This is a genomic window from Streptomyces sp. NPDC044044 (genome assembly GCF_056434405.1).
This window is the reverse complement of record NZ_JBWKFG010000005.1, coordinates 649480-674872: the sequence shown is the minus strand read 5'-3', so window position 1 is coordinate 674872 and position 25393 is coordinate 649480. Positions and strand designations below refer to the sequence as shown.

Here is a 25393-nt window from a genome sequence, read left to right as displayed (position 1 = left end):
TCAGTCCTTGGGCTGGGCGAGGACCGGCGGGCTGCCCCACGGGAGTTCCAGCGCCGCCCGCAGCGCGCGGACCGCCTGCTCGCCGATCCGGTCGACGAGCTCCTGCTCGACGCGGCGCAGGACCAGTTCCGCCCTGCGGTGCGTGCGCGCGCCCTCCTCGGTACGGCGGATCAGCCGCTGCCGCGCGGATGCGGGGTCGGGGACCTGTTCGAGCAGGCCCGCGGCGACCAGGCCGTGCACCGCCTGATGGGCGGTCTGCCGGGTGACGCCCATCCGGCGCGCGAGCTCGGACACGGTGGTGCCCTCCGCGTCCAGGACGGCGAAGAGGCCCGCCTGCGTCGGGGACACCGGGGCCTCCCCCGCCTCCTGCAGAGTCGCGAGGAGCGCGTCCTCGAACCAGCGCCGGGCGTCGCCGAGCAGTTGCGGGAGGTTGCGGCCGGTGGCGTGCATGTCGAGAGCCTATGCGCCGACGGCTTGCCCGACCCCTCCACGTTATGTCAGGCTGCCTGACATTCCAACGTCGCTCCACACCCCCGGGAGAGCCATGACCATCGAGTACGCAACCCGCTACCGGCGCTCCTCACGCATCCCCGCCGAACCGGGCAAGCCCTACGTCATCGAGAAGGGCGAGGGCGATCGCGCCCATCTGTTCGGCGACCTGATCACCATCTACGCGGGCGGCGAGCAGACCGAGAACGCCTTCAACTTCTTCACCGTCGAGGGCCCCAAGGGCAACGTCATCCCCGCCCACCTGCACCCGGACACGTACGAGGTCTTCTACGTCACCCAGGGCGCCGTCCGCCTCTTCGTCGAGGACCTCGAAGGCGAGCAGCAGGAGAAGCTCCTCACCCCCGGCGACTTCGGCTTCGTGCCCAAGAACTGCCCGCACGCCTACCGCATGGAGCGCCACCACAGCCAGGTCGTCGGCGTCGCCGCCGGGCCCGGCGGCACCTTCGAGCGGTTCTTCGAGACCCTCGGGGCGCCCGCCGAAGGGCTCGGCCTGCCTCGCGAGCCCGTCGTGCCCGCGCCCGACAAGTTCGCGACCGTCCCCGAGCAGTACGACGTGCGCTTCCTGCCCGAGCACCAGTGGCGCACCCGGTGAGCTCCGCGGACCCGGTCCTGCGGGCCCTGATCGCCGCGCCCCACCCGGACGTGGCGCCCCTGCCGCCCGCCGCACGCCCGGCGCCGGACCTGCGGCTGCTGCGCGGCGTCCCGTACGGCGAGGTCGACGGCGGCCGCCCGCTGGAGCTCGACCTCTGGCTGCCGGACACCGCGGACGCGCCCCTCCCCCTGGTCCTCTTCGTGCACGGCGGCGCCTGGCGGCGAGGGCGCCGTGACGACATGGGGATGGCGACCCGGCACTGGAATCCGGGCCCCCTGGCGCGCATCGCGGCAGCGGGCTTCGCGGTGGCCTGCGCCGACTACCGGCTCAGCGGCGAGGCCCGCTTCCCCGCCCCGCTGGACGATCTGCGGGCCGCACTGCGCTGGCTCGAGCTGCGTTCACCGGAGCTCGGCGTCGACACCGCGAGGACGGTGGTGTGGGGCGAGTCCGCGGGCGGGCACCTGGCCTCGCTCCTCGCCCTGGACCCCGCGGTCAGGGCCACCGGCGCCGTGATCTGGTACGCCCCGAGCGACCTCACCCTCCCCCGCGGCCCGTTCGACCCGCACAGCGCCACGACCCCGGAGGCCCTGCTGCTCGGCGCCGCCCCCGCCACCGTGCCCGAGCGGGCCCGCGCGGCCAGCCCCGCCGCGCACGTCCACCGCGCCGCCCCGCCCTTCCTCCTGGTCCACGGCGAGCGGGACACGATGGTCCCGGCCACGCACAGCGAGGCGCTCGCCGCCGGGCTGCGGGACGCCGGGGCCGCACGCGTCGAGCTGCGTACGGTGCCGGGCGCCGACCACGGCTGGCACGGCCTGCCCGATGCCGAGGTCGAGGACGTGTTCGCCCACTCGCTGCGGTTCGCGCGAGGAATCGTGGCCTGAGAACGCGAAGGGCGGGGGCGGCCGATCGGCCGCCCCCGCCCTTCGCCTCAAGTGGCGTACTCAGCCGTCCAGTTGCTGAAGCGTCGCGTTCGAAGGGCCGCGCCGGGACTGCACGTCACGCGCCACGTCCTCCGCGGCGCCCAGGACGCGGACCGCGTTCCGCCACGTCAGCTTGGCCAGGTCCTCCTTCGCCCAGCCGCGGGTCAGGAGCTCCGCGATCAGGTTCGGGTAGCCCGCGACGTCGTCCAGGCCGTCCGGCGTGAACGCCGTGCCGTCGTAGTCGCCGCCGATGCCGATGTGGTCGATGCCTGCGACCTCGCGCATGTGGTCGAGGTGGTCGGCGACCGTCGCGGCCGTGGCGACGGGACGCGGGGTCGACTGCTCGAAGGCCGCGTGGACCTTCATCGCCTCCGGCTTCGTGTCCAGGTGGTGGAAGCCGTGCGCCCGCATGTTCTCGTCGGCCGCGGCCGTCCAGTCGACCGCCGCCTGCAGCACGAACTTCGGCACGAAGGTCACCATCGCGACGCCGCCGTTCGCGGGCAGGCGCTCCAGGACGTCGTCCGGGATGTTGCGCGGGTGGTCGCACACCGCACGCGCCGAGGAGTGCGAGAAGATCACCGGCGCCACCGAGGTGTCCAGGGCCGCCCGCATCGTCGTCGCCGCCACGTGGGAGAGGTCCACGAGCATGCCGCTGCGGTTCATCTCGCGTACGACCTCATGGCCGAACGCGGAGAGGCCGCCGACCCCGGGATCGTCCGTCGCCGAGTCCGCCCACGCGATGTTGTCGTTGTGCGTCAGCGTCATGTAGCGGACGCCGAGCGCGTGCAACGCCCGCAGCGTGGCCAGGGAGTTGTTGATGGAGTGGCCGCCCTCGGCGCCCATCAGGGACGCGATGCGGCCCTCTGCCCGCGCCTGCTCCATGTCCGCGGCCGTCAGCGCGCGCCGCAGGTCCGCGGGGTAGCGCGTGAGCAACTGGTCGACGCAGTCGATCTGTTCGAGCGTCGCGCTCACCGCCGCGTCGCCCGTCAGGTCCGTGCGGACGTACACCGACCAGAACTGCGCACCCACCCCGCCCGCCCGCAGGCGCGCGATGTCCGTGTGGAGGCTGCCCGTCTGGTCGGCGGCGATGTCGAGGCGGTCGAGTTCGTACCCCGCCTTCTCGCGCAGCGCCCAGGGCAGGTCGTTGTGCCCGTCGACCACCGGGAAGTCGGCGAGAAGGGCGCGTGCGTCGTCCAGAGAGGCACTGTCCGGGGAGGTCATGCCGCTCACTTTCCCGAGCCGAAGCCGAAACCGGAACCCGCGCCTTCGACCTTGGCGCGAAGCCGCTTGCCCTTCTCCGTGGCCTGCTCGTTCAGCTCCTGCTGGAACTCCCGCATACGGCCCAGGAGTTCGGTGTCGTGCGTGGCCAGGATGCGCGCCGCCAGCAGACCGGCGTTGCGCGCACCGCCCACCGAGACCGTCGCCACCGGCACGCCCGCGGGCATCTGCACGATGGACAGGAGGGAGTCCATGCCGTCCAGGTACTTGAGCGGGACGGGCACGCCGATCACCGGCAGCGGGGTCACCGACGCCAGCATGCCGGGCAGGTGCGCGGCGCCGCCGGCCCCCGCGATGATCGCCTTGAGGCCGCGGTCCGCCGCTTCCTCGCCGTACGCGACCATCTCGCGCGGCATGCGGTGCGCCGAGACGACGTCGACCTCGTAGGGGATCTCGAACTCGTCGAGGGCCTTGGCCGCGGCCTCCATGACCGGCCAGTCGGAGTCCGAGCCCATGACAATGCCAACTACAGGTGCGGTCATTCGGTGATCGTTCCTCTGAGGTAGCCGGCCGCGTGACTTGCGCGCTCGAGCACGTCGTCCAGGTCATCGCCGTAGGTGTTGACGTGGCCGACCTTGCGTCCCGGCTTCACGTCCTTGCCGTACATGTGGATCTTCAACTGCGGGTCACGCGCCATGCAGTGCAGGTAGGCCTGGTACATGTCCGGGAAGTCGCCGCCCAGGACATTGGCCATGACCGTCCACTTCGCCCGCGGGCGCGGGTCGCCGAGGGGGAGGTCGAGCACCGCGCGCACGTGGTTGGCGAACTGGGACGTGATCGCCCCGTCCTGCGTCCAGTGGCCGGAGTTGTGCGGGCGCATCGCCAGCTCGTTCACCAGGATGCGGCCGTCGCGCGTCTCGAAGAGCTCGACCGCCAGGTGGCCGACCACCCCGAGTTCCTTGGCGATGCGCAGCGCCAGCTCCTGCGCCTGGCCCGCGAGGTCCTCCGAGAGGTCGGGGGCGGGCGCGATCACCGTGTCGCAGACGCCGTCGACCTGCTGCGACTCGACGACGGGGTAGGCCACTGCCTGGCCGTGCGGCGAGCGCACGACGTTCGCCGCGAGCTCTCGTACGAAGTCGACCTTCTCCTCGGCCAGGACGGGGACACCGGCCCGGAAGGGGTCTTCGGCGTCCTCGACGGAACGTACGAACCACACCCCCTTTCCGTCATAGCCGCCACGCACCGTCTTGAGGATCACGGGGAAGCCGTCGCCCTCGGCCGCGAAGGCCGCCACGTCCGCCGGATCGCGCACGATCCGGTGGCGTGGGCACGGAACGCCGATCTCCGTGAGCTTCTCGCGCATCACGCCCTTGTCCTGGGCGTGCACCAGCGCGTCGGGCCCCGGACGCACGGGGATGCCGTCCGCCTCCAGGGCCCGTAGATGCTCGGTGGGTACGTGTTCGTGATCAAAAGTGATCACGTCGCAGCCCCTCGCGAACTCACGCAGCGTGTCGAGGTCGCGATAGTCGCCGATGACGACATCGCTGACGACCTGCGCCGCGGAATCCTGAGGGGTGTCACTGAGGAGCTTGAATCTGAGGCCGAGGGGGATGCCCGCCTCGTGGGTCATGCGGGCAAGCTGACCGCCGCCGACCATGCCGACTACCGGGAACGTCACACCCCCAGGGTATCGGCCTGTATCAGCCACGTGGGAACGGCCGGTTTCCGTGCACCGCACGGGCTCTGTCGTCACAGGGCCGCCACAGTGTGGAGGCGTCCACGCGCGGCCGGTGGGGGTCGCTGGTTAGCATGGCTGGGTTGACGCGACCGAATCACCACTACGTCGACGAGGCCAAGAGACCGAACGAATCGACGACGGGGGTTGGGGCGACCACCATGACGGAACGTGGCGCACTACGAGTGCGACTGGAGCAGCTCGCGCGCGAAGTAGCCAAGTTCGGGGCCGTGGGGGCGCTGGGCACGCTGGTCAATTTCGGCGTGTCCAACCTGCTGTGGCACACGACGGACCTCCAGGCCGTGCGCGCGAACGTGATCGCCACGGTCGTGGCCATCGCCTTCAACTACGTGGGTTTCCGTTACTTCACGTACAAGGACCGTGACAAGAGCTCCCGCACCAAGGAGCTCACGCTGTTCCTGATGTTCAGCGCGGTCGGCCTGGTGATCGAGAACGGCGTCCTGTACGCGGCGATCTACGGCTTCGACTGGGACAGCCCGCTCCAGCGCAACATCTTCAAGTTCGTGGGCATCGGCATCGCGACCTGCTTCCGCTTCTGGTCCTACCGCACCTGGGTCTTCAAGACGCTGCCCGCGCGCGAGGCCGTCGCCCGTGCGGAATCGTTCCTGGAGGACGGGACCACGGCCGCGGACACCGCCGAGAAGCGCCCCGCCGTACGAGGCACCCGCTAGCCCTGCCCGCCGGGCCCCTGCGGCCTAGCGCACCGTCTCCTCGGGCTCCTGGGCCCGCTTGTGCGGCGGCGTACGCGACAGGAAGAGCCCGAACACCGGCGGCTTCGTCTGCAGCATCTCCAGGCGGCCTCCGTCGGCCTCGGCCAGATCCCGGGCGACCGCGAGGCCGATGCCCGTCGAGTTGCGGCCGCTGATGGTCCGCTCGAAGATCCGCGCGCCGAGGTCGGCGGGGACACCCGGGCCGTCGTCCGTGACCTCGATGACCGTCTGGTTTCCCGTGACGCGGGTGCGCAGGGCCACGGTGCCGCCGCCGTGCATGAGCGAGTTCTCGATGAGCGCCGCGAGGACCTGCGCGACCGCGCCCGGCGTGCCCACGGCCCGCAGATGCCGCTTGCCCGAGCTGACGATGGCACGGCCCGCGCTGCGGTAGGCGGGGCGCCACTCCTCCAGCTGCTGCTTGATGACCTCGTCCAGGTCGAAGGAGACGGCGGAGCCGGTGCGCGGGTCGCGCGAGTTCGTGAGCAACCGCTGCACGACGTCGGTGAGGCGCTCGACCTGCGCGAGCGCGATCGTGGCCTCCTCCTTCACCGTGTCCAGGTCATCGGTGACGGTGATCTCCTCAAGGCGCATGGAGAGGGCCGTCAGAGGCGTACGCAGCTGGTGCGAGGCATCGGCGGCGAGCCGTCGCTCGGCGGTCAGCATCCGGGCGATCCGCTCGGCGCTGCCGTCCAGGACGTCCGCGACACGGTCGAGCTCCGGCACCCCGTACCGCTTGTGGCGGGGCCTCGGGTCGCCCGAGCCGAGGCGCTCCGCGGTCTCCGCGAGGTCGGTGAGCGGCGAGGCCAGGCGGTTGGCCTGGCGTACGGCGAGGAGTACGGCGGCGATGATCGCGAGCAGGGCCACGGCGCCGATGATCAGTAGGGTGCGGCCGACCTCCTGGGTCACCGCGGTGCGCGGCTCCTCGACGGTGACCTTCTCGCCCTCCTCGCCCTTGGCCGTGTCATGGATGACGTCACCGGTGGGGCGGCTGCCGATCTCGATGTCGGGGCGGCCCGGGATCTCGATGAGGGCGTAGCGGTCGGGGTCGACCGCGGCCACGTCACGCAGGATCTCGGCGTTGATCTTCTCGTCGCTGATGAGCCGGCTGTCGACGATGCTGGCCAGGCGCAGGGCCTCGGAGGTGACGCGCTCCTGGGCGCTGCTGCTGATGGTCCTCGTCTCGACGATGACGAGGCTCACCCCGAAGACCGCGATGACCACGAGGACTACGGCGAGGGTGCTGTTGATCAATCGGCGGCGCAAGATGCCCTCCCGGGCGGGGTGCGGATTCCACCAGTGTCCCGGATGGGGCCCCGTCAGGGGCGCGGGGAACTGCGCGAGCAAGCGAAGTGATCCCGCACCCGCCCGGGAAGCCGTCGGATGGCAGACGCGTCTGCGGGGTTCGGACCACTGGCCTCTACAGGCCGTCGACGGCTGGCCGCGCAGTTCCCCGCGCCCCTGACGGGGCGATGCCCCTAACTCTTCTCGAAGCGGAAGCCGACGCCCCGCACGGTGGCGATGTACCGCGGGTTCGCCGCGTCGTCGCCCAGCTTCTTGCGCAGCCAGGAAATGTGCATGTCCAGGGTCTTGGTGGACGACCACCACGTGGTGTCCCAGACCTCCCGCATCAGCTGGTCGCGGGTGACGACCCGCCCCGCGTCGCGGACCAGGACCCGCAGCAGGTCGAACTCCTTGGCTGTGAGCTGGAGCTCCTCCTCGCCCATCCAGGCGCGGTGCGACTCGACGTCGATGCGCACGCCGTGCGTGGCCGGTGCCTGCTGGGGCTCGGCCGCGCCGCGCCGGAGCAGGGCCCGGACCCGGGCGAGCAGCTCGGCGAGGCGGAAGGGCTTGGTGACGTAGTCGTCGGCGCCCGCGTCCAGGCCGACGACGGTGTCCACCTCGTCGGCGCGGGCGGTCAGGATGAGGATCGGCGCCGTGTGCCCCTCGGCACGGAGGCGGCGGGCCACCTCCAGACCGTCCATGCCGGGCAGCCCCAGGTCGAGTACGACGAGGTCGACGCTGCCCTGCAGCCCGGCGTCGAGGGCGGTCGGGCCGTCCTCACGCACTTCTACCTCGTAGCCCTCCCTGCGCAGGGCACGGGCCAGCGGCTCCGAGATGGACGCGTCGTCCTCGGCGAGCAGTACACGGGTCATGGGGTGATGGTAGTCCGCGCCGGACGACCGTCGTGGGGTGATCGCCCGCTGATGGTCGACGCCTGCGGCTATGCGGTGCGATCCTGAGGATCACCTTCAAAAGTGGGCTGCTGGTTCCACCGCAACCTGTGATCCATCTCTCAAGTCCTTCCATATGCCGCACTGTCGTGGCGTATGGTGACCCAACGCCTGATGCACTATGCAAGGACCTTTGGCCCACTGTGCGGCCTTAGGTCTCTTTTATGTGCGGGCCGGCTTCTGCCAGCCTTGAAAGGAATGACCTGTGGTCGGGCCCTGAGCGTGATGACGCGCCAGGGCGTGGATCCCGGAGTCGCCGTACCAGCGCCCTCCTCGACACGGAGCGCGAAACTCCCCCCGGGCGTGGGGGTGTGGACGGTACGACCCCGGTGCCGACCGCCCCCCACCGGGCGCGCACACGCTCCTGCCGCGCGTCCCGAACCCACGAGGATCGACCCATGGCGTCCAGCCTGACGAAGGACTCCGCCGGTACCCCCGGCTCTGAGAAGACCTTCTTCGGCCACCCCCGCGGACTGGCCACACTCTTCATGACCGAGATGTGGGAGCGCTACAGCTTCTACGGCATGAAAGCACTGCTCCCGCTCTATCTGATCGCCCCCGGCGGCATGAACATGAGCGCCACGACGGCGACGGCGATCTACTCCGTCTACATGTCGATGGTCTACCTGCTCGCCATGCCCGGCGGCTGGATGGCCGACCGATTCTGGGGACCGCGCAAGACGGTCGCCATCGGCGCCGTCGTCGTCATCCTCGGCCACATCACGCTCGCCCTGCCGAGCTCGGCCACGTTCTTCGCGGGCCTCGGTCTCGTCGCGCTCGGTTCCGGCCTCCTGAAGGCCAACATCTCCGCGATGGTCGGCCACCTCTACGACGGCCCGGAGGACCCGCGCCGTGACGGTGGCTTCACGCTGTTCTACATCGGCATCAACGTGGGCGCCTTCCTCGCCCCGCTGACCATCGGCACCGTGGGCGAGAACGTCAACTGGCACTTCGGCTTCGCGCTCGCCGCGATCGGCATGGCCCTGGGCCTCGGCCAGTTCATGCTCGGCTCGCGCCACCTCAGCGCCGAGAGCAGTGTCGTCTCGCAGCCCGCGACGCCGCAGCAGCGCGCGTCCGCCCTGCGCAACGGCCTGATCTGGCTGATCGTCGCGGTCGCGCTCTACACGTTCCTCGGTGTGACCGGCAACTTCGCCGACTGGGCCCTGATGCCCCTCACCATCGCCGGTCTGGTCATCCCGGTCACCGTCCTGGTCCGCATGAAGCGCGACAAGGAACTGACCACGCTGGAGCAGTCCAAGCTCTCCGGCTACGTCTGGTTCTTCATCGTCGCCGCCGTCTTCTGGATGATCTACGACCAGAACGGCTCGACCCTGTCGATCTTCGGCGAGCACTCGACGACGAACAACCTGCTCGGGTTCGACTTCCCGACCTCCTGGTACCAGTCGCTGAACCCGATCTTCATCATGGCGCTGGCCCCCGTGGTGGCCTCGGCGTGGCTGTGGCTGAACAAGCGGGGCAAGGAGCCGAGCACGGCGGTCAAGTTCGCCTCCAGCCTCACGCTGATCGGCATCTCCTTCCTCGTCTTCCTCATCCCGCTGATCGACACCGCCAACAACGGCGGCAAGGTCAGCCCGATGTGGCTGGTCGCGATCTACTTCATCCAGACCGTCGGCGAGCTCTGCCTCTCCCCGGTCGGCCTCTCGGTCACCACGAAGATGGCCCCGGCGAAGTACACCGCCCAGATGATGGGTGTCTGGTTCCTCGCGGTCACCGCGGGCGACTCCGTCACCGGCCTGCTGACCTCCCCGCAGCTCGGCATCGACCTGAACAACTCGGGTGCGGTCGCCGTCGAGGCGGTCATCGCGGTCATCGCGGGCTTCGGCATCTGGATGAACCGCAAGAAGGTCAAGGAACTGATGGGTTCCGTGAACTGACGTCCGCGACGCCCCCAGTGGGCCGGTAGACGTACGAAAGGGCCGCCGCACCCGTGAGGGTGCGGCGGCCCTTTCCGTTCGTCCGCTCGCGTCCGTTCGTCCACTCGCGCGAACAGAGGATCGTTCGCTAACCCGTGGTGGTGACGCGGAACGTTTCTGTGCCGGCGGCGGGGCCCGCCGGTGGAGCATCTGGCCATGCGTCGTACATTGCCGGTCCTCGCCCTGTGTGTGGCGTTGTTGTCGTCCAGTGCCGCCGTCGAGGCCGCACCCGAGCCGTTGCCGGGCAAGACCTTCTCGTACGGGGGGCACGCGCGGCAGAACATCACCGTGTACGGCGACCGGTCCGGGCGTCCCGCCCTGATGATCCTGCACGGCGGCTCCTGGGTGCGGGACACCGACTGGAGCGGCCGTGCACGGTGGTTCGCGGCACGCGGGTTCACCGTGTACGACACCGACTACCGCCTCGCCACCGACGCCGCCTGGCCCGCCCAGCGCGACGACGTGCTCGCGGCGCTGCGGTGGGTGAAGCGGCGCGGCGGCGCCACGCCCCTGGTGCTCGGCTCGTCCGCGGGCGGGCATCTCGCGGTCAGCGCGGGGGCCTACGGCGCCGGACGCAAGCGGGTGCGTGGCGTGGTGGCCCTCTCCCCCGTCGCGTCGCCCTACCGCGCCTGGGCGGACGGCGGGACGCGTGCCGCCTCTCCGGGACAGCGCAAGCTGCGGGGGACGGCGGAGCTGCTCGCGGGGTGCGTGCCGGACCGGGCCTCCGAGCGGTGCTGGAAGAAGTGGGTCGACCTGGTGGCCAAGTCGCACGCATCGGGATCGGACGACCCGCCCATGCTGCTCACGCACTCGGCGGCGGACTTCGTGCCGGTCGCGCACTCCACGGACCTCGCCCTCGCTCAGACGAGGGCGGGCCTGAAGGACGCCACCGTGCGTATCGAGCCGGGCGCGGCGCATGGGGGCGAGCTCCTGAGGGATCCGGGCCTCGCCCAGGCGGTCCTGCGATGGCTGCGGCAGCGCGTTTGACGGGGCGTCCAGGGGACGCCCCTTCAGGGGCGCGGGGAACTGCGCGAGCAACCAAGGACAAGCCGCACCCGCCAGGAGACCGCCGGAGGCAGCCGCGTCTGCGGGTCCGTCGTGGCTTGTCGCGCAGTTCCCCGCGCCCCTTACGGGGCTTCAGCGCAGGCCGTTCCTTCGCCTCGGGAGGAACGTGAACACCGCGCCGCCCAGCAGGATCACGGTCCCGGCGACAAGCCCGAGCGCACGCAACGCCCCGTTGTCGTCCGCGCCGGTCTCCGCGAGGTCGCCGCCACCGCCCGCGGCGGAGCCGCCCGCAGAGCCGTCGCCGGAGCCACCGGCGGAACCGCTGCCCCCGGCGGCGCCACCCGGCTGTGCCGCCGTGTCGATCTCCAGCGAGACATCGGCCTTGGTCGGGGTGCAAGTCGTCGTCGTCCCCAGTGCCTTGACCGTCAGGACGCCCGGCGAGAGCGTCGACTTGCCGTCGGCGCCCGGCTTGTAGGTGCCGGTCAGGTCAGGGATCGTCATCGGGTCGCCGGACTTGATGGGGTCCTTGTTGGTGGGGCCCTCGACGTGCACCGTGCCCTTGTCCGCGCCGCCCAGCTTGACCTCCATCGACGGCTTCACCGAGTCCGCGGGGATGTCGGCGGGGCTGTCCATGACGGACTTCTTGAACTCGACGGTGAGGCCGTAGTTCCCGCCGTCCTTCTTGGCGTTGATCTGGACGGGGGACGTGGCGTCCTTGTCACCGATGGGCGTCTTGCACTTGTAGGGGGTCTGGACTTCCTTGCCGGGGAAGTCGGTCTTGCCACCGTCGTCGCCACCGGTGGAGCCTCCGGAGGTGCTGCCACCGGACGTGGAGCCGCCCGAGGTGCTCCCGCCCGACGTACTGCCACCCGAGGTACTGCCACCCGACGTGGAGCCGCCGGACGTGGAGCCGCCCGAACTGCCGCCGCCGTCCGTCACCTTGATGGTCGCGCCCGCCTTGACCTCTTCCTTCGGCGTGCACTTGGTGTCGGTCGAGATCGGCTTGCTGACATTGATGTTGTACGCGCCCGGGGTGAGCGTGACGTCGCCCGCCTTGGTCAGCTTCAGCTTGCCCTTCATGTCGGACAGGATCATGGGGCTGTTCTTCTTGATGGGCGGATTGACCCGCTCGCCCGTCATCGCCAGGTCACCGGTCTGGCCGCCGCCCAGCTTGATGGTGCCGCTCGGCTTCACCGTGTCCTTGTCCAGGTCGAGCACGTCCGGGTTCTTGGACGCGGCCGTCGTCGTCTTCCATACGACGTCGACCTCGTCGCCCACCTTCGCGGTGGCCGGCGCGGTGATCTCCACCTCCGTGGTGCCCTGCACGGGCGGAAGCCCTGAGATCGCGGGCGGTATGCACTCCGTCTTGTACGCCACACCGGCCGCCTGCGCGGGGCCCGCGCCCAGCAGGATGCCCGCCCCGCCCAGCAGGAGCGAGACCGAGGCCGCGCCCGCTCTCCGTCGTGTGCTGATCACGTGTTTCCCTTCGTCGTCGGGCTGTTCTCTGACGGTGCGGAGAGCTGTCCGGCGGGTGGGGTCCCTGCGCCGGGGTCTGTGTCAGGGGTGAACCACGGGAGGGTGCCCGTGTTCGTGGCGGCGTCCTTGCCGGACTCACGAGGCGGTTTCGTACGTGGCGTACGAGCCGCTTCGTCCGCCGCGACCGCCCCCTGGGGCAGCCTCAACTTCGGTATCCGGTCGGTGAGTTCGGAGATCCTGCCGGTACGGTGACGCCCCGCGGGGCGGGAGCCGCGTCCCCCTCGGCGGCGGTTCGGGCGGAGCTTGTCCACCACCGCCATGCCGATGCGGAAGACGGCGGCCGGCACGACGACGCAGAGCAGGACCCAGAAGACGGTGACGCCCCAGGGGCGGCCGACGCCCCAGGGCTGCTCGGCGAGCACCTTGCCGCCGAACTTCAGGGAGACGAGGTAGTTGCCGTGCGCCCCGGCCGAGAGCTCGACCGGGAGCTTGATCTGGGCCTTCTTGCCGGGGGCGATGGTGCCGCGCCACTGCTGTTCCTCGAACTGCGGGGCGAACACGCCGTGGGAGGTGCCCACTTGGAAGACGGGGTCCTTGACGGGGGCCGAGCCGACGTTGCCCACGGTGAAGACGAACTTGCGGGACGGCGGGGCGCCGAACCACGTCAGTACGCCGCTCGAACCCTCGAGCTCGGTGTCGGTGAGGACGGAGAGCTTCCCGCCGCCCTGCTGCTTGGGCAGGGGTTCCACGGGGTGGCCCGCGACCTTGAAGCGGGCGTCCGCCTGGGCCTTGTCCCCCGTGACCGTCGCCACGTGGACCACGCAGGGGCAGGGCTTGGGCGGCTCCGCCACGGGGAGCTTCTTGCTGAAGGCGCCCTTGCCGTCCGTGGTGACGGCGCGGCCGGTGTCGTTGGCGCAGGAGTTCGTGCCGCCGGGTACGCCCCTGGCCGGCGTTGACTGGCCGCAGACGAGCATCATCAGGAGGGCGTTCGGCCGCCATCCCTTGCCCGTGACGGTGATGTCGCCCCCCTTGCCCGCCTCGGCCTTGGAGAGGGTGACGGTCGGCTTCTCGGCGGCGGTGGCCCGGCCCGCCGGGAGGAGCAGGAAGGCGAGTACCGCCAGCACGGCGGCCGCAGCCATGGATGTCGTGCCGCCTCGTCGGGTGCCGTTCACAGTTGCTCGCCCCTTCCCGTACCCACTCCCGCCAACTCCAGCTCCGTACCGCCCTGTTCGGGTTCGTCCCGTGGTGGGTCCCCGGAGCCTCTACGCCTGCGCACGCACCACACGGCCGCCACCGCGAGCCCCAGCACCCCGGCCCCCACCCCCGCCACCGCGCCCCACGGCACGAAGCGGGCCGACGTGGTCGCCTCGTCGTGGGCCCCGCCCGGCGCCTTCACCGTGAGGGTGACCTCGACGGAGTCCAGGGCGGGAGCGTCGGTCCACGGTTCCGTCAGGGTGACCCTGCGGCCGGGGAGCAGCTCCACCGGAAGCGTGCGGGGACCCCGGTCGAGCAGCGGGCCGAAGACGCCCTTGGCGTGGACCGTGAGCCGGGGTGTCAGGACCGTGTTGCCGCGGTTGACGACGTCGTACGAGATGCGCTCGCCCTCGGCCCTGACGCGCTCGACGGTCAGCGCGGACAGCGTGGGGCCGCTCACCCGCAGATGTACGCGGACCCCGGCGTCACGGCCGCCCTCCCGCGCGACGATCGCCCCGGGGTGGTCGCCCGGCACGGCGCCCTCGGGGACGCTCACGCTGAACGGCACCTCGGCGCGGGTGCGCGGCGGCACCTTCACCTTGCGCTCGGCGAAGGTGATCCAGGAGCCGGTGTCCTTCGGTCTGCTGCGTTTCAGGGAGTACGCGCCGCCCCGGGTGTTGTCCGCGTCCGCGCCGCTCAGCTCCACCGTGCGCGGCTTCGACCCCGGATTGGTGACCGTCACCGTGTCCTGGAGGACGGAGCCGGGCGTGCCCTCCACGTAGAAGTAGGGCCGCCCGTCCTTCGCGGGCCGCGTCCCTCCTCCCGCGGAGGGCGCGACGGACCACGCTCCCGAGTCGTCGGCGGACGCCGAGGTCGCCGGCGCCGCGCCCGTCACCAGTAGGGCCACGGTGAGGGCACGTGCAACGGACAGCAGCGACGGCATCGGCGGCTCCTGGATCTTCGTACGCGTTGTACGCGTCGTACGCGGAGGTCGGGCAGGGACGCGCGCGGTCACCGCGTCCCTGCGACGCCGCGCACCGCGCCTAGCGCGACCGTGCCGCCTGGTTCCTGCGGGTCAGCCAGAGCGCGCCCGCCGCGCCCGCGAGCAGCACCGTGCCGCCGAGGGTGCCGAGCGCGATCGCGGAGTCCGCGGGGCCGGTCTGCGGCAGCTCGTCGCCTCCGGAGGGCGCGCTGGCCGAGCCGCCGGAGCCGCTGTCGTCGCTCGATCCGCCGGAGCCTCCCGTGGTGCCGCCGCCGCCCGATCCCTTCACGTCGAGCGAGAGCGAGGGCTTGGGGCTGTTGGACGGCGTGCACGTCGTCGTCGTGCCGAGCGCCTTGATCGTCAGGACACCGGCGGTGAAGGTGACCTTGCCGCTCTTCTTGGGCGTGTACGTCCCCGACAGGTCACTGATCTTGATGGGGGTGTTGGCGGGGATCGCCTTGTCGTTGGGCGCCCCGGAGACCGGCACCGTGCCGCTCTCCGCGCCGCCCAGCTTGATGAGCGCGCTCGGCTTCATCGCGCCCTTGCCCAGCTCCACGGGGCTGGAGGAGACGCCCTTCTGGAAGGACATGGTGAGTTTGTAGCCGCTGCCGCTCTTGACGCTCTTGATATCGATCGGCGAGACCGCGCCCTTGTTCCCGATGGGCGTCTTGCACTGGTAGTTGACGTCCTGGACCTCGGCCTGCGCGGCGGGGGCGGCCATCAGCACCGCCGAGCCGGCCAAGGCCGTGGCGAGCGCGAGCACAGCCGTTCGTTTCTGGTACGACACCTCGAGTTCCCCTCATGCCGGTCGTGGCGTGCCGCGGTGCGGATTTACTGACGGCACATCAGATTGGGCGCTCAAGGTACGCCCGGGGCCTTGTCGAGGGAAGACAAAGAACGCGCCGGATCTCAGTGATCCGGCGCGCATACGAACCGTGGGTAACCCAAGGGGGAACTGAGCGGGCCCTACACGGGCGCGCTCAGCTCTGCCCATACCGTCTTGCCCGAGACCCCCGGGGTACGGACGACTCCCCAGTCCAGGCAGAGCCGCTGGACGATGAACATCCCGTGCCCGCCGGGCCTACCGGCGCGGTGCGGGGTGCGGGGTGCGGGCTGGCCTGCGCCACGGTCGGAGACCTCTATCCGCAGCACCTTGCTGTCGGAGGAGAGCCAGAGCTCGTCGGGGCCCTCGGCGTGCAGGCACGCGTTGGTCACCAGCTCGGACACGACGAGGAGGACGTCCTCCGCCGCGGCCCGCTGATCGGCGCCCGCCGCGGGCAGCCAGCCCCACGCCTGCAGCGCCTGGCGTGCGAAGTCCCGGGCGAGCGGCACTATGCCGCTCGCGCCGGTCAGGCTCAGCCTGCGGACCTGGCGCCCCTGACGACCCGTGGCCGCCGGAGCGGCCTGGTCCACGGGAGCGTCCGCGACGACGGTCTCGTACTCCGGACCGCGGTCGCCCGGCGAGCAAGGCCGGGTGGTGCTCATCAGCGCTTCACCTCACCGACAAGAGGACTCTGGACAAGGAACTGGACAAGTAGCGGGACTCCAAGAGGATCATCGGCTGCTCGGCCGTTCCTGCTGTTGATTTGGCAACGATTGATGCGTGGACCGCTGTCGACGGATCCAGGGTGTCTCCTGCCCGGCCGAACCGTGAGAACACCCACTTATTCGACGCAACCCATGTGACGCTGGTAACGCGGTGATCACATAGAGACAACTGGCACGTAACTCTTCAGTACGCTCCGTCAGCGGGCCGTCCGGTCAGTCGGTCAACGCCGCTTCGAGCGTGTCGTGGACAGTGAAGACCGCCTCGGCTCCCGTGATCTCGAAGACTCGGGCCACCACCGGCTGCATCGCGGCCAGATGCACTCCGCCCCCCGCGGCCTCGGCCTTGAGCCGAGCCCCCAGCAGGACATTGAGTCCGGTGGAATCCATGAACTCCAGGCGCGAACAGTCGACGACAAGGCGCGAGAAGCCGTCGTCGAGGCAGGCCTCGAGTGGTTCACGCAACACATCGGCCGTGTGGTGATCCAACTCACCTGCCGGAGTCACGACAACGCTCGGGCCCTCGGCCCGGACTTCGACCAGAAGCCGGCCACCCTGCGCGCTACCGACTGTCCCGCGGTCCATTCCGTCACTCACTTCCGACCGTCGTGGCTGTTGATGACGCCCCTGAACATTACGCCTTCCACACGCGCTCGGGTACCCGAACATCCCCCCGGAATCGGACATTTCGCCTCAGAACGCACTTGCGACCGGGCTGTGGAAACGGGTAGGGGTAGAAGAGACAGTAATCAACACGGACGGCTTTGGAGGCGCCGCACACCGCAGTGCACGTATTGGCATCGGCAGCCATATGCCGAGAACGATGGAGGACACCATGTCACCCCGGCTCGACGAATCGCGCACTGACCGAGCGACGTCGACACTCTCACCGAACCGTATCGAGACCGAGATCCCGGGTCCCCGCACGGAAGCCACGCCGGACAACGTCCCGGCCCTGACGGCCGTACCGGAGGCGGAAGCCCTTGAGGGGCTCGCCGATCTGCCTGAGATCCCGCCGTTCGACGAGGTGGGACCGCTGGATGCGAGGGCTCTTTCCAAGACCCTCTTCGAACGCCTCGAGTCGCTCGAGGAAGGCACGCACGAGTACGCGTACGTGCGCAACACTCTCGTCGAACTCAACCTCGCCCTGGTCAAGTTCGCCGCCTCCCGGTTCCGCTCGCGCAGCGAGCCGATGGAGGACATCATCCAGGTCGGCACCATCGGCCTGATCAAGGCGATCGACCGCTTCGAGCTCAGCCGCGGCGTCGAGTTCCCCACCTTCGCGATGCCGACCATCGTCGGCGAGATCAAGCGCTTCTTCCGCGACACGAGTTGGTCGGTGCGCGTCCCGCGCCGCCTCCAGGAACTCCGACTGGACCTCGCCAAGGCGGGCGACGAACTCGCCCAGCAATTCGATCGCGCCCCCACGGTGGGCGAGCTCGCCGAGCGCCTGGGCATCTCCAACGACGAGGTCGTCGAAGGCATGGCGGCGTCCAACGCCTACACGGCGAGCTCGCTGGACGCCCAGCCCGAGGAGGACGACTCCGAGGGCGCGCTCGCGGACCGGATCGGCTACGAGGACCACGGACTCGAAGGCATCGAGTACGTCGAGTCGTTGAAGCCGCTGATCGCCGAACTCCCGCCGCGTGACCGGAAGATCCTCTCGCTCCGCTTCGTCGCCAACATGACGCAGTCGGAGATAGGCGAAGAGCTCGGCATCTCACAGATGCATGTGTCGCGACTGCTGTCGCGGACTCTCGTGAAGCTGCGCAAGGGATTGACCGTCGACGAGTGAGGTTGCTCGCCGCTCGGCGTTTTTTCGGGTCCCTGGACCGTCGCTTCGCGGCGGATCACTCCCACCCACCCACCCGTCTGCCCCGCGTCCTGGGGCAGGCGGGTGGGTTGTTTCCGTCCCCGGTCAATCGCTCTCCCGCGCCGCCCCGAGAGCGGCGATGACGTTCTGGTACCCGGCACGGCACTGCGCATGCATCTCCCGAGGCGGCGTTGTTTGCCCGGCGGATCGCCGGGCACGGTCGGTCGTACCATCCACGCCGCCGATGCGCGCGAGCGCCGAAGGAGAAACGGTCTATGACAAAGGGCGAACCGGTCACCAAGAACCCCGACAAGGGCTATGTAGCGCTTCTTGGCTGGAGTCTCAACGCGGTGGAAGCCCTCGACCGGTTCGACAGGAGATATGTCGTCGTGGCGCCGGAATGGGCCGAGGAGTACTGCGTCGACCACGACATCCCCTTCGTGCCGTGGAATTTCGAACGGCTCAACGACCGCTCCATGGAGATCGCCGAGACCCTTCAGAAGGAGGGGGTCGACGTCGCGATCCCGCTCTACGAGGAGACGGTCGAATGGGCGGGGGCGATCAACTCCGTCCTCCTCGACAACCCGCGGCTGTACGGCCAGGCCATGCTGCTGCGCGACAAGGCGCTGATGAAGCGCCGCGCACAACTCGGCGGAATCCGGGTGGGAATCTTCGAGGAGGCCCACGACCGGGACGACGTGACCCGCTTCCTCAAGCGCGTCAATCAGACCCTGCTCAAGCTGGACGGCGACCCGAACGACCCGATCCATCTCAAGGCGTTCGACAAGGCGGGATGTCTCGGGCACCGCGTCATCCGCACCCCTGACGAGGTCGACACGATTCCGGACGAGGAATTCCCGGTTCTCATGGAATCCCACCTCGACGGCTGGGAGTTCGCGGTCGAGGCGTGGGTGCACAACGGGAAGATCAAGTTCCTCAACATCTCCGAATACGTCACGCTGGGATATTCGGTGTTCGTGCCCGCGACCCCCGAACTGGAGCGGTACCGACCGCAGATCACGGCACAGATCGAGAAGCTCATCAAGACGTTCGACATCGAGTTCGGCTTCGTGCACCCGGAGTATTTCGTCACCAGCGACGGCGAGATGTACTTCGGCGAAGTCGCCTACCGGCCGCCGGGCTTCAAGGTGTTCGAGCTGCTGGAACGGGCATACGGCTTCAATGCCTACCATGGGCTTGTCCTGGCCTTCGACCCGAAGACGACCGAGGAGGAGATCGACGCCTTCTTCCCGCGTGAGGTCGTCGACGCGTCCGGGATCGCAGGCTGCTTCGGTGTCTACCCGCGCCGCCGCGTCGTCAGCGAACTGGAGATCCCGGAGGAGACCGAGGACGACGACTACTACGAGTCGCACGACCTCTCGACGCCACTTGAGGAGACGGTCACCAAGAGAACCGCGTTCGGCACCCACTGGGGCCTGGTGTACTTCTTCGGTGATGACCCTTACCGGATGCGCGACCTGCTGAAGAAGCAGGAAGAGCTCGACTTCTACGTCTGACGGCCCGTGGACGCAGGAGGCCAACCCGAGGGAAACGCTTTGAAACCGACCGTCGACGTCAACCGTGCGGCCACGACGCTGGACAAGCGCGTGGCCTCACTCGACGACGCCATCCAGGCCATGGCCGAAACCCGCGACTTCGGCAAGCACACGAAGCTGCGGCGGCTCCTGGAAGCCTTGCGGCGGGTGCTCGTGCAGCCGGGCGGCGCCGCGGCGGTCCAGGCCAGGGCGCAGGCCCTTGAGGAAGCCGGGCTCTTCCACGAGACGGACTGGGCGTCACCGGAGATCCTCGTCCCGGCGCTGGTCGGCCCCGGCCTGCACAGCGGCAACGCGGACACCGTCGTCATGGAGGCGACCAGTGAGCTGCGGATGCTCGCCGTCGCCCGCGGCGACTTCGTACACCCGACCCTGCCCGCCGACGACGCCCGCCAGTTCCTCTCCCAGGTCCTTGCCACGAACCTGGATCTGCTGTTCGGCCCGCCCAGCGAGGCGGAGCGGACCCAGCAGGGCAGGACCGCACAGCTCATCCGGGACCTGTTCCGCCACCTCGCCGAAGAGATCGGTTACGACAGCGTCCTGGACAACCTGGTCGACGAGATCTGGCGGATCCTGCGCCAGCGTCCGATCCAGGTCGAGGCGGTGCAGGCCCTGATCACCCGGATCGCGGTCTACCGCAACGACCCGGACGTCGCTCTGGGCGTCTCGTCGGGGCAGGGCATCGACCGGCTCATCACGAGCCTGTTCGGGACCACCGAGGCGTGCCGGGACGACCCGGGCATCGACGTCTTCCGCTCCCGGCTGGAGGCGATGGACACCGGCGGCCTGCAGTACGAGGCGACGGGGTTCGCGCGGGCGATGCACGACACCGGCCTGGTCTCGCCGTACCACGCGGAACTGCTCAGGTTCCTGCTGCGCGAGAGCGACTACCTCGTCGGTGAGGCGCTCGGTCTCTCCGACACCGGCCGGAACTGCCTGATGCGCTACAGCCAGCTGGTGCACCGGCTGATCGAGGTGGCCGTGCACCCGCAGACCGCGCAGAGCGTCTACGGCCTCGCGCTGCTGCTCGACCGCGGCATCCTCTACGAGCCGCCGGTGGTGCCCGCGCTGTGGCGCCAGCTGTCGCTCGAGCTCTCCCCGGCCGCGCGGGAGCGGCTGACGACGGTGTTCGGCGATGTGCCGGGGCCGCGGGCGCGGCTGGTCGCCGGGGTGCTCTCGATGCTGGGCCAGCCGCTCGGCGTCGGCCAGGGCGACAACCCCACCTGCCAGTCGGCCCGCGCGCTGTCGATGTGGTCCTACAACGACCCGGACTACCTGCTGCAGATGGTGGTCTGGGCGGCCCGCGACGACGAGATCCTCATGCACTTCGAGGGGCAGCCGATCTCGTCGAAGGACAGCGCGACCGGCGTCGCGAGCACGCCCCCGATGGACCTGGACCCCGTGTCGCTGCTCGTGGTGCCCCACCTGGACCGGATCTACGCCGAGATGGGGCGGCGCTGCGCCGAGCGGCCAGGGGACCCGCACCGGTGGATCAACCCCGAGTTCCACGGCTGGTGGGCGGCCCGCGGGTTCCACATCAACGTCGACGTCGCGACCGGGAACCTGGTCGGTCTCGACGAGTTCCTGCGGCAGTTCCACACCAGCTACCACCCGTCGTACAACGGCGAGCAGCCGCTGATCCATCCGCAGCCGGCCGGCGTCGCCGTCACCGACAGCGCGGCCCGCTACGTCGGCTGGCACGCGATCACGATCCTGCGGGCCGCGCCGGACCCGCAGGACGTCATGCGGGTGTACTTCTTCAACCCGAACAACGACAGCGGCCAGGACTGGGGCGACGGCGTCGTCGTCTCCACCGCGGGCAACGGCGAGCGGTTCGGCGAGGCCTCCCTGCCGTTCGACCAGTTCGCCTCGCGGCTCTACATCTTCCACGCCGACCCCCTGGAGCACGGCGAACCGGAGCGGGTGCCCGCCGAGGACATCGCGCGGATCATCGGCTACATCGAGCGCAGCTGGGGCGACGACCGGCTGCCCGCGGGGACCCTGCAGGCCCTCGAAGGGCCTCCCCCGCGCGTCAGCTGACGCGGATGCCCCGCTGCCACACCTCGCTCACCAGCGGAACGCCCGGCCGGTAGGCCAGGTGGACGTGGCTCGGGGCGTCCAGGAGGGCCAGGTCGGCGCGGGCGCCTTCGCGTACGACGCCGATGTCCGTGCGCCGCAGGGCCGCCGCGCCGCCCGCCGTGGCGGACCAGATCGCCTCGTCCGGGGTCATGCCCATGTCCCGTACCGCCAGGGAGATGCAGAACGGCACGGAGGACGTGAAGGACGAGCCCGGGTTGCAGTCCGTGGAGAGGGCCACCGTCACGCCCGCGTCCAGGATGCGGCGGGCGTCGGGCCACTCGGCGCGGGTGGAGAACTCGGCGCCCGGGAGCAGTGTCGCCACCGTGTCGCTGTTCGCCAGGGCGTCGACGTCCGCGTCCGTGAGGTGCGTGCAGTGGTCCGCCGATGCCGCGTCCAGCTCCACGGCGAGCTGTACGCCGGGGCCGTAGGAGAGCTGGTTGGCGTGGATGCGGGGGTGCAGGCCCTTCGCCTTGCCTGCGGTCAGGATCGCGCGGGCCTGGTCGCCGTCGAAGGCGCCCTTCTCGCAGAAGACGTCGATCCAGCGGGCGTGCGGGGCGCAGGCCTCCAGCATGGGTCCGGTGACCAGGTCGACGTAGGCCGCCGGGTCCTCCGTGTAGTCCGGGGAGACGATGTGGGCGCCGAGGTACGTGACTTCCTCGGTGTGGCGGGCCGCGATCCTCAGTGCGCGGGCCTCGTCCTCGGTGTTGAGGCCGTAGCCCGACTTCGTCTCGAACGTCGTCGTGCCCTGGCGCAGAGCCTCCGCCAAGTAGTGCGTGAGGTTCGCCTCCAGCTCGGCGTCCGTGGCTGCTCGGGTCGCCGCCACCGTCGTGCGGATGCCGCCCGCCGAGTACGCGCGGCCCGACATGCGGGCGTTGAACTCCTGGGTGCGGTCGCCCGCGAAGACCAGGTGGGAGTGCGAGTCGACGAAGCCGGGGATGGCGGCGCGGTTGTGTGCGTCGTGGGTGGTGTCCGCCGCGGGGGCCTTGGCGGCGGGGCCTACCCAGGCGATGGTCTCGCCGTCCAGGACCACGGCTGCGTCCGTGAGGAGGCCCAGGGGGGATCCGTCCCCCTGCGAGGGGTCGTTCGTCACGAGGCTGGCGATGTTGGTGATGAGGGTGGTGGGCATGGCTGGCTCCGGGAGGTGAGGTTTGGACGGGTCTTTTCCCCAACCCCGCCCCTTCCCGAAAACTCGCTGGGCGCGAGGGCCTTGGCTGCCACGGCCGGGCCGGGAACCTGCCGACGGGATGGGCGGCAACCGCGGGGTGTCGGGTGGGCGGGCGGGAAACATCCGCCGCGCAGCGGCGGTTCGGTCCGGCGTCAATCTCGCAGCGCCGCCACCGCCTCCGCCAGCGCCCCCGGCACGTCCGGCACCAGGTCATGCTCCCCGTCCCGTACGACATGGCGGCCGCCCACCACCGTGTGGCGGACGTCCGTCGCCGTTGCCGCGAAGACCGCCGTCTCCGCCGCCAGGCGCGGCAGCGGGCCCGCCGTGCGGACCGAGTCGAGCGCGATCGTGGCGAAGTCGGCCAGCGCGCCGACCTCGATCACGCCCGCCTCCGACCAGCCGAGCGCCGCATGCCCGTCGGCCGTCGCCGCCCGCAGGAGCGCCGCCGCCGTCCAGTGGCCGCGCGTGTGCGAGCGCAGGCGCTCGTTCAGCTCCATGGCCCGCGCCTCTTCGAGGATGTCGATCACCGCGTGGCTGTCGCTGCCCAACGACAGGGGGCTTCCCGCCCGTTGCAGGCGGACCGCGGGGCCGATGCCGTCCGCCAGGTCGCGCTCCGTCGTGGGGCACATGCACGTGCCCGTCGTCGTGCGGCCGAGCAGCGCGATGTCCTCGTCCGTGAGGTGCGTGTTGTGCACGCCCGTCGTGCGGGAGCCGAGCACGCCGTGGTCCGCCAGGAGACGGGTGGGAGTGCGGCCGTGCACCGCCTGGCACGCCTCGTTCTCCGCCGTCTGCTCGGAGAGGTGCACGTGGAGGGGTGCGCTGCGGGCCGAGGCCCATTCCGCCACCACTCCCAACTGCCGTGCGGGCACTGCCCGTACGGAGTGGATCGCCGCACCGATGCGTGCGTGGGCGCGGTCCTTGAGCTCCGAGGCCCGCTGCGCCCATGCCTCCGTCGTGCCGTCGGAGAAGCGCAGCTGGTGGCGGTTCGGGGGTTCGCCCCGCGTTTCCGTCAGGAGTCCCGACGCCACGTACGCCGTGTCCAGGAGCGTGATGCGGATGCCCGCGTCCGCCGCCGCCTGGATCAGCGCCTCGCCCATCGCGTTCGGGTCGGAGTAGGCGACGCCGCCCGGCCCGTGGTGCAGGTAGTGGAACTCGCCGACCGTGGTGATGCCCGCCAGGGCCATCTCCGCGTACACCGCCCTGGCCAGCGCGTGGTACGTCTGTGGCGTCAGGCGGTCCGCCACCGAGTACATGACCTCGCGCCACGTCCAGAACGTGCCCGAGCCCACCTGGACCGTGCCGCGCAGCGCCCGGTGGAAGGCGTGCGAATGGGCGTTCGCGAGGCCGGGGAGCGTCAGGCCGCGCAAGACCGTCGCGCCGGGCGGCGGCGCGTCGACGCCCCTGCGGACGGCCGTGATCCGGTCCCCCGTCACCTCCACCGCCACGCCCGGCTCCACCGTCGGGTCGAGCCAGGCATGCTCCAGCCAGTAAGTCCGAGTCGTCACCTGCACGCCAGCCCTTCCAGTACGTCGGCCAGTGCGGTCACCCCGGTCAGGCAGTCGTCCTCGGCGGCGAACTCGGCCGGGGAGTGCGAGATGCCCGTGGGGTTCCGTACGAACAGCATGGCGGTGGGGATCGATTCGGACAAAATACCCGCGTCGTGTCCGGCGCCCGTGCCGAGGACGGGGATCGCCCGCTCCCCGCCCAGGATCGCGCCGAGCTCGTCCCGCAGGGCGTGCTCGAACTCGACGACCGGGGTGAACGACTCGCGTACGACGTCCAGGTCGATGCCGTGCCGGTCCGCGTACTCGCGGGCAGCCTTCTCGATGCCCGTCACGACCGTGTCGAGGGTGGACTGGTCGGCAGCCCGCGAATCCAGCCAGCCCCTGACCAGGGACGGGATGGCGTTGACGCCGTTCGGCTCGACGGAGATCTTGCCGAAGGTGGCCACCGCGCCCGCCAGTTCGGCCTCCCTGCGGGCCGCCAGGACCGTCTCCGCGTACGTCAGCATCGGGTCGCGGCGGTCCACCAGGCGGGTGGTGCCCGCGTGGTTGGCCTCGCCCCTGAAGTCGAAGCGCCAGCGGCCGTGCGGCCAGATCGCGGACGCGATGCCCACGGGGTCGCCGGAGAGGTCCAGGGCCCGGCCCTGTTCCACGTGGAGCTCGACGAACGCGCCGATGCGGGCGAGGCGTTCGGGGTCGGGGCCGATGGCCTCGGGGTCGTACCCCGCGGCCTCCATCGCCTGCGGCAGCGTGATCCCGTCCGCGTCGGTCAGCTCGTACGCCTTCTCGCGCGTGAGCTTGCCCGCGGTCAGCCGTGAGCCCACGCAGGCCAGACCGAAGCGGGCACCCTCCTCGTCGCCGAAGTTGGTGATGGCGAGGGGACGGCGGAATGCCACCTTCCGTGCGCGGAGTTCGTCGAGCGCCGCGAAGGCGGAGACGACCCCGAGCGGGCCGTCGAAGGCGCCGCCGTCCGGGACGGAGTCCAGGTGGGAGCCGGTGACGACCGCGTCGCCCCGGGACGGGTCACCGAGCCAGGCCCACTGGTTGCCGTTGCGGTCGACCTCGTGGTCGAGACCGCGTGCCTCCGCCTGCGCCTGGAACCACAGGCGGCACTCGGCGTCGGCGCCGGTCCATGCGGAACGGCGGTAGCCGCCGGAGGCGTCGCTGCGGCCGATGGGCCGCAGCGAGCGCCACATGGCGTGGAACGT

Annotated in this window: 23 protein-coding genes; 8 read left to right on the top strand and 15 right to left on the bottom strand. The window is 70.5% G+C overall.

The features are described 5' to 3' along the window. Positions 1 to 450, bottom strand: coding sequence for a MarR family winged helix-turn-helix transcriptional regulator (locus AC07AG_RS22315; RefSeq protein WP_478756965.1), 450 nt, complete (start codon positions 448 to 450; stop codon positions 1 to 3). Positions 451 to 544: 94 nt separating this feature from the next. Between AC07AG_RS22315 and AC07AG_RS22310 the strand changes: the two genes are divergently transcribed. Together AC07AG_RS22310 and AC07AG_RS22305 are read left to right on the top strand one after the other, a co-directional pair. Next, a complete protein-coding gene (locus AC07AG_RS22310) occupies positions 545 to 1102 on the top strand; it encodes a quercetin 2,3-dioxygenase (RefSeq protein ID WP_478756964.1) in 558 nt (185 codons plus the stop codon). Further along, positions 1099 to 1983, top strand: a complete 885-nt coding sequence (locus AC07AG_RS22305; protein WP_478756963.1) for an alpha/beta hydrolase fold domain-containing protein — start codon at positions 1099 to 1101, stop codon at positions 1981 to 1983. The genes AC07AG_RS22310 and AC07AG_RS22305 overlap by 4 nt, the downstream gene beginning before the upstream one ends. Positions 1984 to 2043: 60 nt before the next feature. On the opposite strand, the gene AC07AG_RS22300 is transcribed toward AC07AG_RS22305, so the two are convergent. Genes AC07AG_RS22300 through AC07AG_RS22290 form a run of 3 tightly spaced genes read right to left on the bottom strand, consistent with a single transcriptional unit; the run spans position 2044 to position 4897 of the window. After that, complete coding sequence (locus AC07AG_RS22300) at positions 2044 to 3243, bottom strand: dipeptidase (protein ID WP_478756962.1); 1200 nt, start codon at positions 3241 to 3243, stop codon at positions 2044 to 2046. Between the two features lie 5 nt (positions 3244 to 3248). After that, positions 3249 to 3782: a 5-(carboxyamino)imidazole ribonucleotide mutase gene (gene purE, locus AC07AG_RS22295; protein WP_478756960.1), complete on the bottom strand. Its 534-nt coding sequence runs from the start codon at positions 3780 to 3782 to the stop codon at positions 3249 to 3251. Further along, positions 3779 to 4897 carry a 5-(carboxyamino)imidazole ribonucleotide synthase gene (locus AC07AG_RS22290; RefSeq protein ID WP_478757084.1) on the bottom strand — a complete coding sequence of 373 codons (1119 nt, stop codon included), beginning with the start codon at positions 4895 to 4897 and terminating at the stop codon, positions 3779 to 3781. The genes purE and AC07AG_RS22290 overlap by 4 nt, the downstream gene beginning before the upstream one ends. Positions 4898 to 5136: 239 nt before the next feature. Here AC07AG_RS22290 and AC07AG_RS22285 point away from each other — a divergent pair, with 239 nt between their 5' ends. Next, a complete protein-coding gene (locus tag AC07AG_RS22285) occupies positions 5137 to 5667 on the top strand; it encodes a GtrA family protein (protein WP_478757083.1) in 531 nt (176 codons plus the stop codon). 24 nt (positions 5668 to 5691) lie between these two features. On the opposite strand, the gene AC07AG_RS22280 is transcribed toward AC07AG_RS22285, so the two are convergent. Next, positions 5692 to 6969 (bottom strand): ATP-binding protein, encoded by a 1278-nt coding sequence (locus AC07AG_RS22280; RefSeq protein WP_478756958.1) that lies wholly within the window; start codon positions 6967 to 6969, stop codon positions 5692 to 5694. A 212-nt stretch (positions 6970 to 7181) separates the two neighbouring features. Further along, positions 7182 to 7859: a response regulator transcription factor gene (locus AC07AG_RS22275; protein ID WP_190083462.1), complete on the bottom strand. Its 678-nt coding sequence runs from the start codon at positions 7857 to 7859 to the stop codon at positions 7182 to 7184. Positions 7860 to 8335: 476 nt separating this feature from the next. On the opposite strand from AC07AG_RS22275, the gene AC07AG_RS22270 reads away from it, so the two are divergent. Both AC07AG_RS22270 and AC07AG_RS22265 read left to right on the top strand, forming a co-directional pair. After that, complete coding sequence (locus AC07AG_RS22270) at positions 8336 to 9832, top strand: peptide MFS transporter (RefSeq protein ID WP_478756956.1); 1497 nt, start codon at positions 8336 to 8338, stop codon at positions 9830 to 9832. Positions 9833 to 10027: 195 nt separating this feature from the next. Then, on the top strand, positions 10028 to 10858 hold the full coding sequence (locus AC07AG_RS22265; RefSeq protein WP_478756954.1) for an alpha/beta hydrolase: 831 nt from the start codon (positions 10028 to 10030) through the stop codon (positions 10856 to 10858). 150 nt (positions 10859 to 11008) lie between these two features. Here the strand turns inward: AC07AG_RS22265 and AC07AG_RS22260 are convergent, their stop codons facing one another. From AC07AG_RS22260 to AC07AG_RS22235, 6 genes are all read right to left on the bottom strand, one after another. Beyond that, positions 11009 to 12349, bottom strand: a complete 1341-nt coding sequence (locus tag AC07AG_RS22260; protein WP_478757081.1) for a hypothetical protein — start codon at positions 12347 to 12349, stop codon at positions 11009 to 11011. Further along, positions 12349 to 13491 carry a hypothetical protein gene (locus AC07AG_RS22255; RefSeq protein ID WP_478756953.1) on the bottom strand — a complete coding sequence of 381 codons (1143 nt, stop codon included), beginning with the start codon at positions 13489 to 13491 and terminating at the stop codon, positions 12349 to 12351. The genes AC07AG_RS22260 and AC07AG_RS22255 overlap by 1 nt, the downstream gene beginning before the upstream one ends. Positions 13492 to 13520: 29 nt before the next feature. After that, positions 13521 to 14489, bottom strand: a complete 969-nt coding sequence (locus tag AC07AG_RS22250; RefSeq protein WP_478756951.1) for a hypothetical protein — start codon at positions 14487 to 14489, stop codon at positions 13521 to 13523. 100 nt (positions 14490 to 14589) lie between these two features. Next, entirely contained in the window at positions 14590 to 15315 is a 726-nt protein-coding gene (locus tag AC07AG_RS22245) for an LPXTG cell wall anchor domain-containing protein (RefSeq protein ID WP_478756950.1), read from the bottom strand. A gap of 179 nt (positions 15316 to 15494) precedes the next feature. After that, positions 15495 to 16013 carry an ATP-binding protein gene (locus tag AC07AG_RS22240; RefSeq protein ID WP_478756948.1) on the bottom strand — a complete coding sequence of 173 codons (519 nt, stop codon included), beginning with the start codon at positions 16011 to 16013 and terminating at the stop codon, positions 15495 to 15497. Between the two features lie 276 nt (positions 16014 to 16289). After that, positions 16290 to 16658: an STAS domain-containing protein gene (locus AC07AG_RS22235; RefSeq protein ID WP_361049546.1), complete on the bottom strand. Its 369-nt coding sequence runs from the start codon at positions 16656 to 16658 to the stop codon at positions 16290 to 16292. 250 nt (positions 16659 to 16908) lie between these two features. On the opposite strand from AC07AG_RS22235, the gene AC07AG_RS22230 reads away from it, so the two are divergent. The 3 genes from AC07AG_RS22230 (at position 16909) to AC07AG_RS22220 (ending at position 21479) form a co-directional block, all read left to right on the top strand. Beyond that, positions 16909 to 17868, top strand: coding sequence for an RNA polymerase sigma factor SigF (locus tag AC07AG_RS22230; protein WP_478756946.1), 960 nt, complete (start codon positions 16909 to 16911; stop codon positions 17866 to 17868). 293 nt (positions 17869 to 18161) lie between these two features. Beyond that, a complete protein-coding gene (locus AC07AG_RS22225) occupies positions 18162 to 19403 on the top strand; it encodes an ATP-grasp domain-containing protein (RefSeq protein WP_478756944.1) in 1242 nt (413 codons plus the stop codon). 39 nt (positions 19404 to 19442) lie between these two features. Continuing rightward, the gene (locus tag AC07AG_RS22220) at positions 19443 to 21479 is read left to right on the top strand and encodes a hypothetical protein (RefSeq protein WP_478756942.1); all 2037 of its coding nucleotides are present in this window, start codon (positions 19443 to 19445) and stop codon (positions 21477 to 21479) included. Here the strand turns inward: AC07AG_RS22220 and hutI are convergent. From hutI to AC07AG_RS22205, 3 genes are all read right to left on the bottom strand, one after another. Beyond that, complete coding sequence (gene hutI / locus AC07AG_RS22215) at positions 21472 to 22644, bottom strand: imidazolonepropionase (RefSeq protein ID WP_478756941.1); 1173 nt, start codon at positions 22642 to 22644, stop codon at positions 21472 to 21474. The two genes, AC07AG_RS22220 and hutI, sit on opposite strands and share 8 nt — an antisense overlap. Positions 22645 to 22835: 191 nt before the next feature. After that, positions 22836 to 24188 (bottom strand): formimidoylglutamate deiminase, encoded by a 1353-nt coding sequence (locus AC07AG_RS22210; protein ID WP_478756939.1) that lies wholly within the window; start codon positions 24186 to 24188, stop codon positions 22836 to 22838. Further along, complete coding sequence (locus tag AC07AG_RS22205) at positions 24185 to 25381, bottom strand: allantoate amidohydrolase (protein WP_478757079.1); 1197 nt, start codon at positions 25379 to 25381, stop codon at positions 24185 to 24187. Before AC07AG_RS22205 ends, AC07AG_RS22210 begins: the two co-directional genes overlap by 4 nt. Positions 25382 to 25393: the final 12 nt, after the last annotated feature.

Coding starts and splice junctions, on each gene's coding strand:
- purE (WP_478756960.1), bottom strand. CDS start 3,782: ATGACCGCACCTGTAGTTGGCATTGTCATGGGCTCGGACTCCGACTGG.
- AC07AG_RS22315 (WP_478756965.1), bottom strand. CDS start 450: ATGCACGCCACCGGCCGCAACCTCCCGCAACTGCTCGGCGACGCCCGG.
- AC07AG_RS22310 (WP_478756964.1), top strand. CDS start 545: ATGACCATCGAGTACGCAACCCGCTACCGGCGCTCCTCACGCATCCCC.
- AC07AG_RS22240 (WP_478756948.1), bottom strand. CDS start 16,013: ATGAGCACCACCCGGCCTTGCTCGCCGGGCGACCGCGGTCCGGAGTAC.
- AC07AG_RS22205 (WP_478757079.1), bottom strand. CDS start 25,381: ATGTGGCGCTCGCTGCGGCCCATCGGCCGCAGCGACGCCTCCGGCGGC.
- AC07AG_RS22270 (WP_478756956.1), top strand. CDS start 8,336: ATGGCGTCCAGCCTGACGAAGGACTCCGCCGGTACCCCCGGCTCTGAG.
- AC07AG_RS22275 (WP_190083462.1), bottom strand. CDS start 7,859: ATGACCCGTGTACTGCTCGCCGAGGACGACGCGTCCATCTCGGAGCCG.
- AC07AG_RS22265 (WP_478756954.1), top strand. CDS start 10,028: ATGCGTCGTACATTGCCGGTCCTCGCCCTGTGTGTGGCGTTGTTGTCG.
- AC07AG_RS22235 (WP_361049546.1), bottom strand. CDS start 16,658: ATGGACCGCGGGACAGTCGGTAGCGCGCAGGGTGGCCGGCTTCTGGTC.
- AC07AG_RS22300 (WP_478756962.1), bottom strand. CDS start 3,243: ATGACCTCCCCGGACAGTGCCTCTCTGGACGACGCACGCGCCCTTCTC.
- AC07AG_RS22290 (WP_478757084.1), bottom strand. CDS start 4,897: ATGGTCGGCGGCGGTCAGCTTGCCCGCATGACCCACGAGGCGGGCATC.
- AC07AG_RS22285 (WP_478757083.1), top strand. CDS start 5,137: ATGACGGAACGTGGCGCACTACGAGTGCGACTGGAGCAGCTCGCGCGC.
- AC07AG_RS22250 (WP_478756951.1), bottom strand. CDS start 14,489: ATGCCGTCGCTGCTGTCCGTTGCACGTGCCCTCACCGTGGCCCTACTG.
- AC07AG_RS22255 (WP_478756953.1), bottom strand. CDS start 13,491: ATGGCTGCGGCCGCCGTGCTGGCGGTACTCGCCTTCCTGCTCCTCCCG.
- AC07AG_RS22230 (WP_478756946.1), top strand. CDS start 16,909: ATGTCACCCCGGCTCGACGAATCGCGCACTGACCGAGCGACGTCGACA.
- hutI (WP_478756941.1), bottom strand. CDS start 22,644: ATGCCCACCACCCTCATCACCAACATCGCCAGCCTCGTGACGAACGAC.
- AC07AG_RS22225 (WP_478756944.1), top strand. CDS start 18,162: ATGACAAAGGGCGAACCGGTCACCAAGAACCCCGACAAGGGCTATGTA.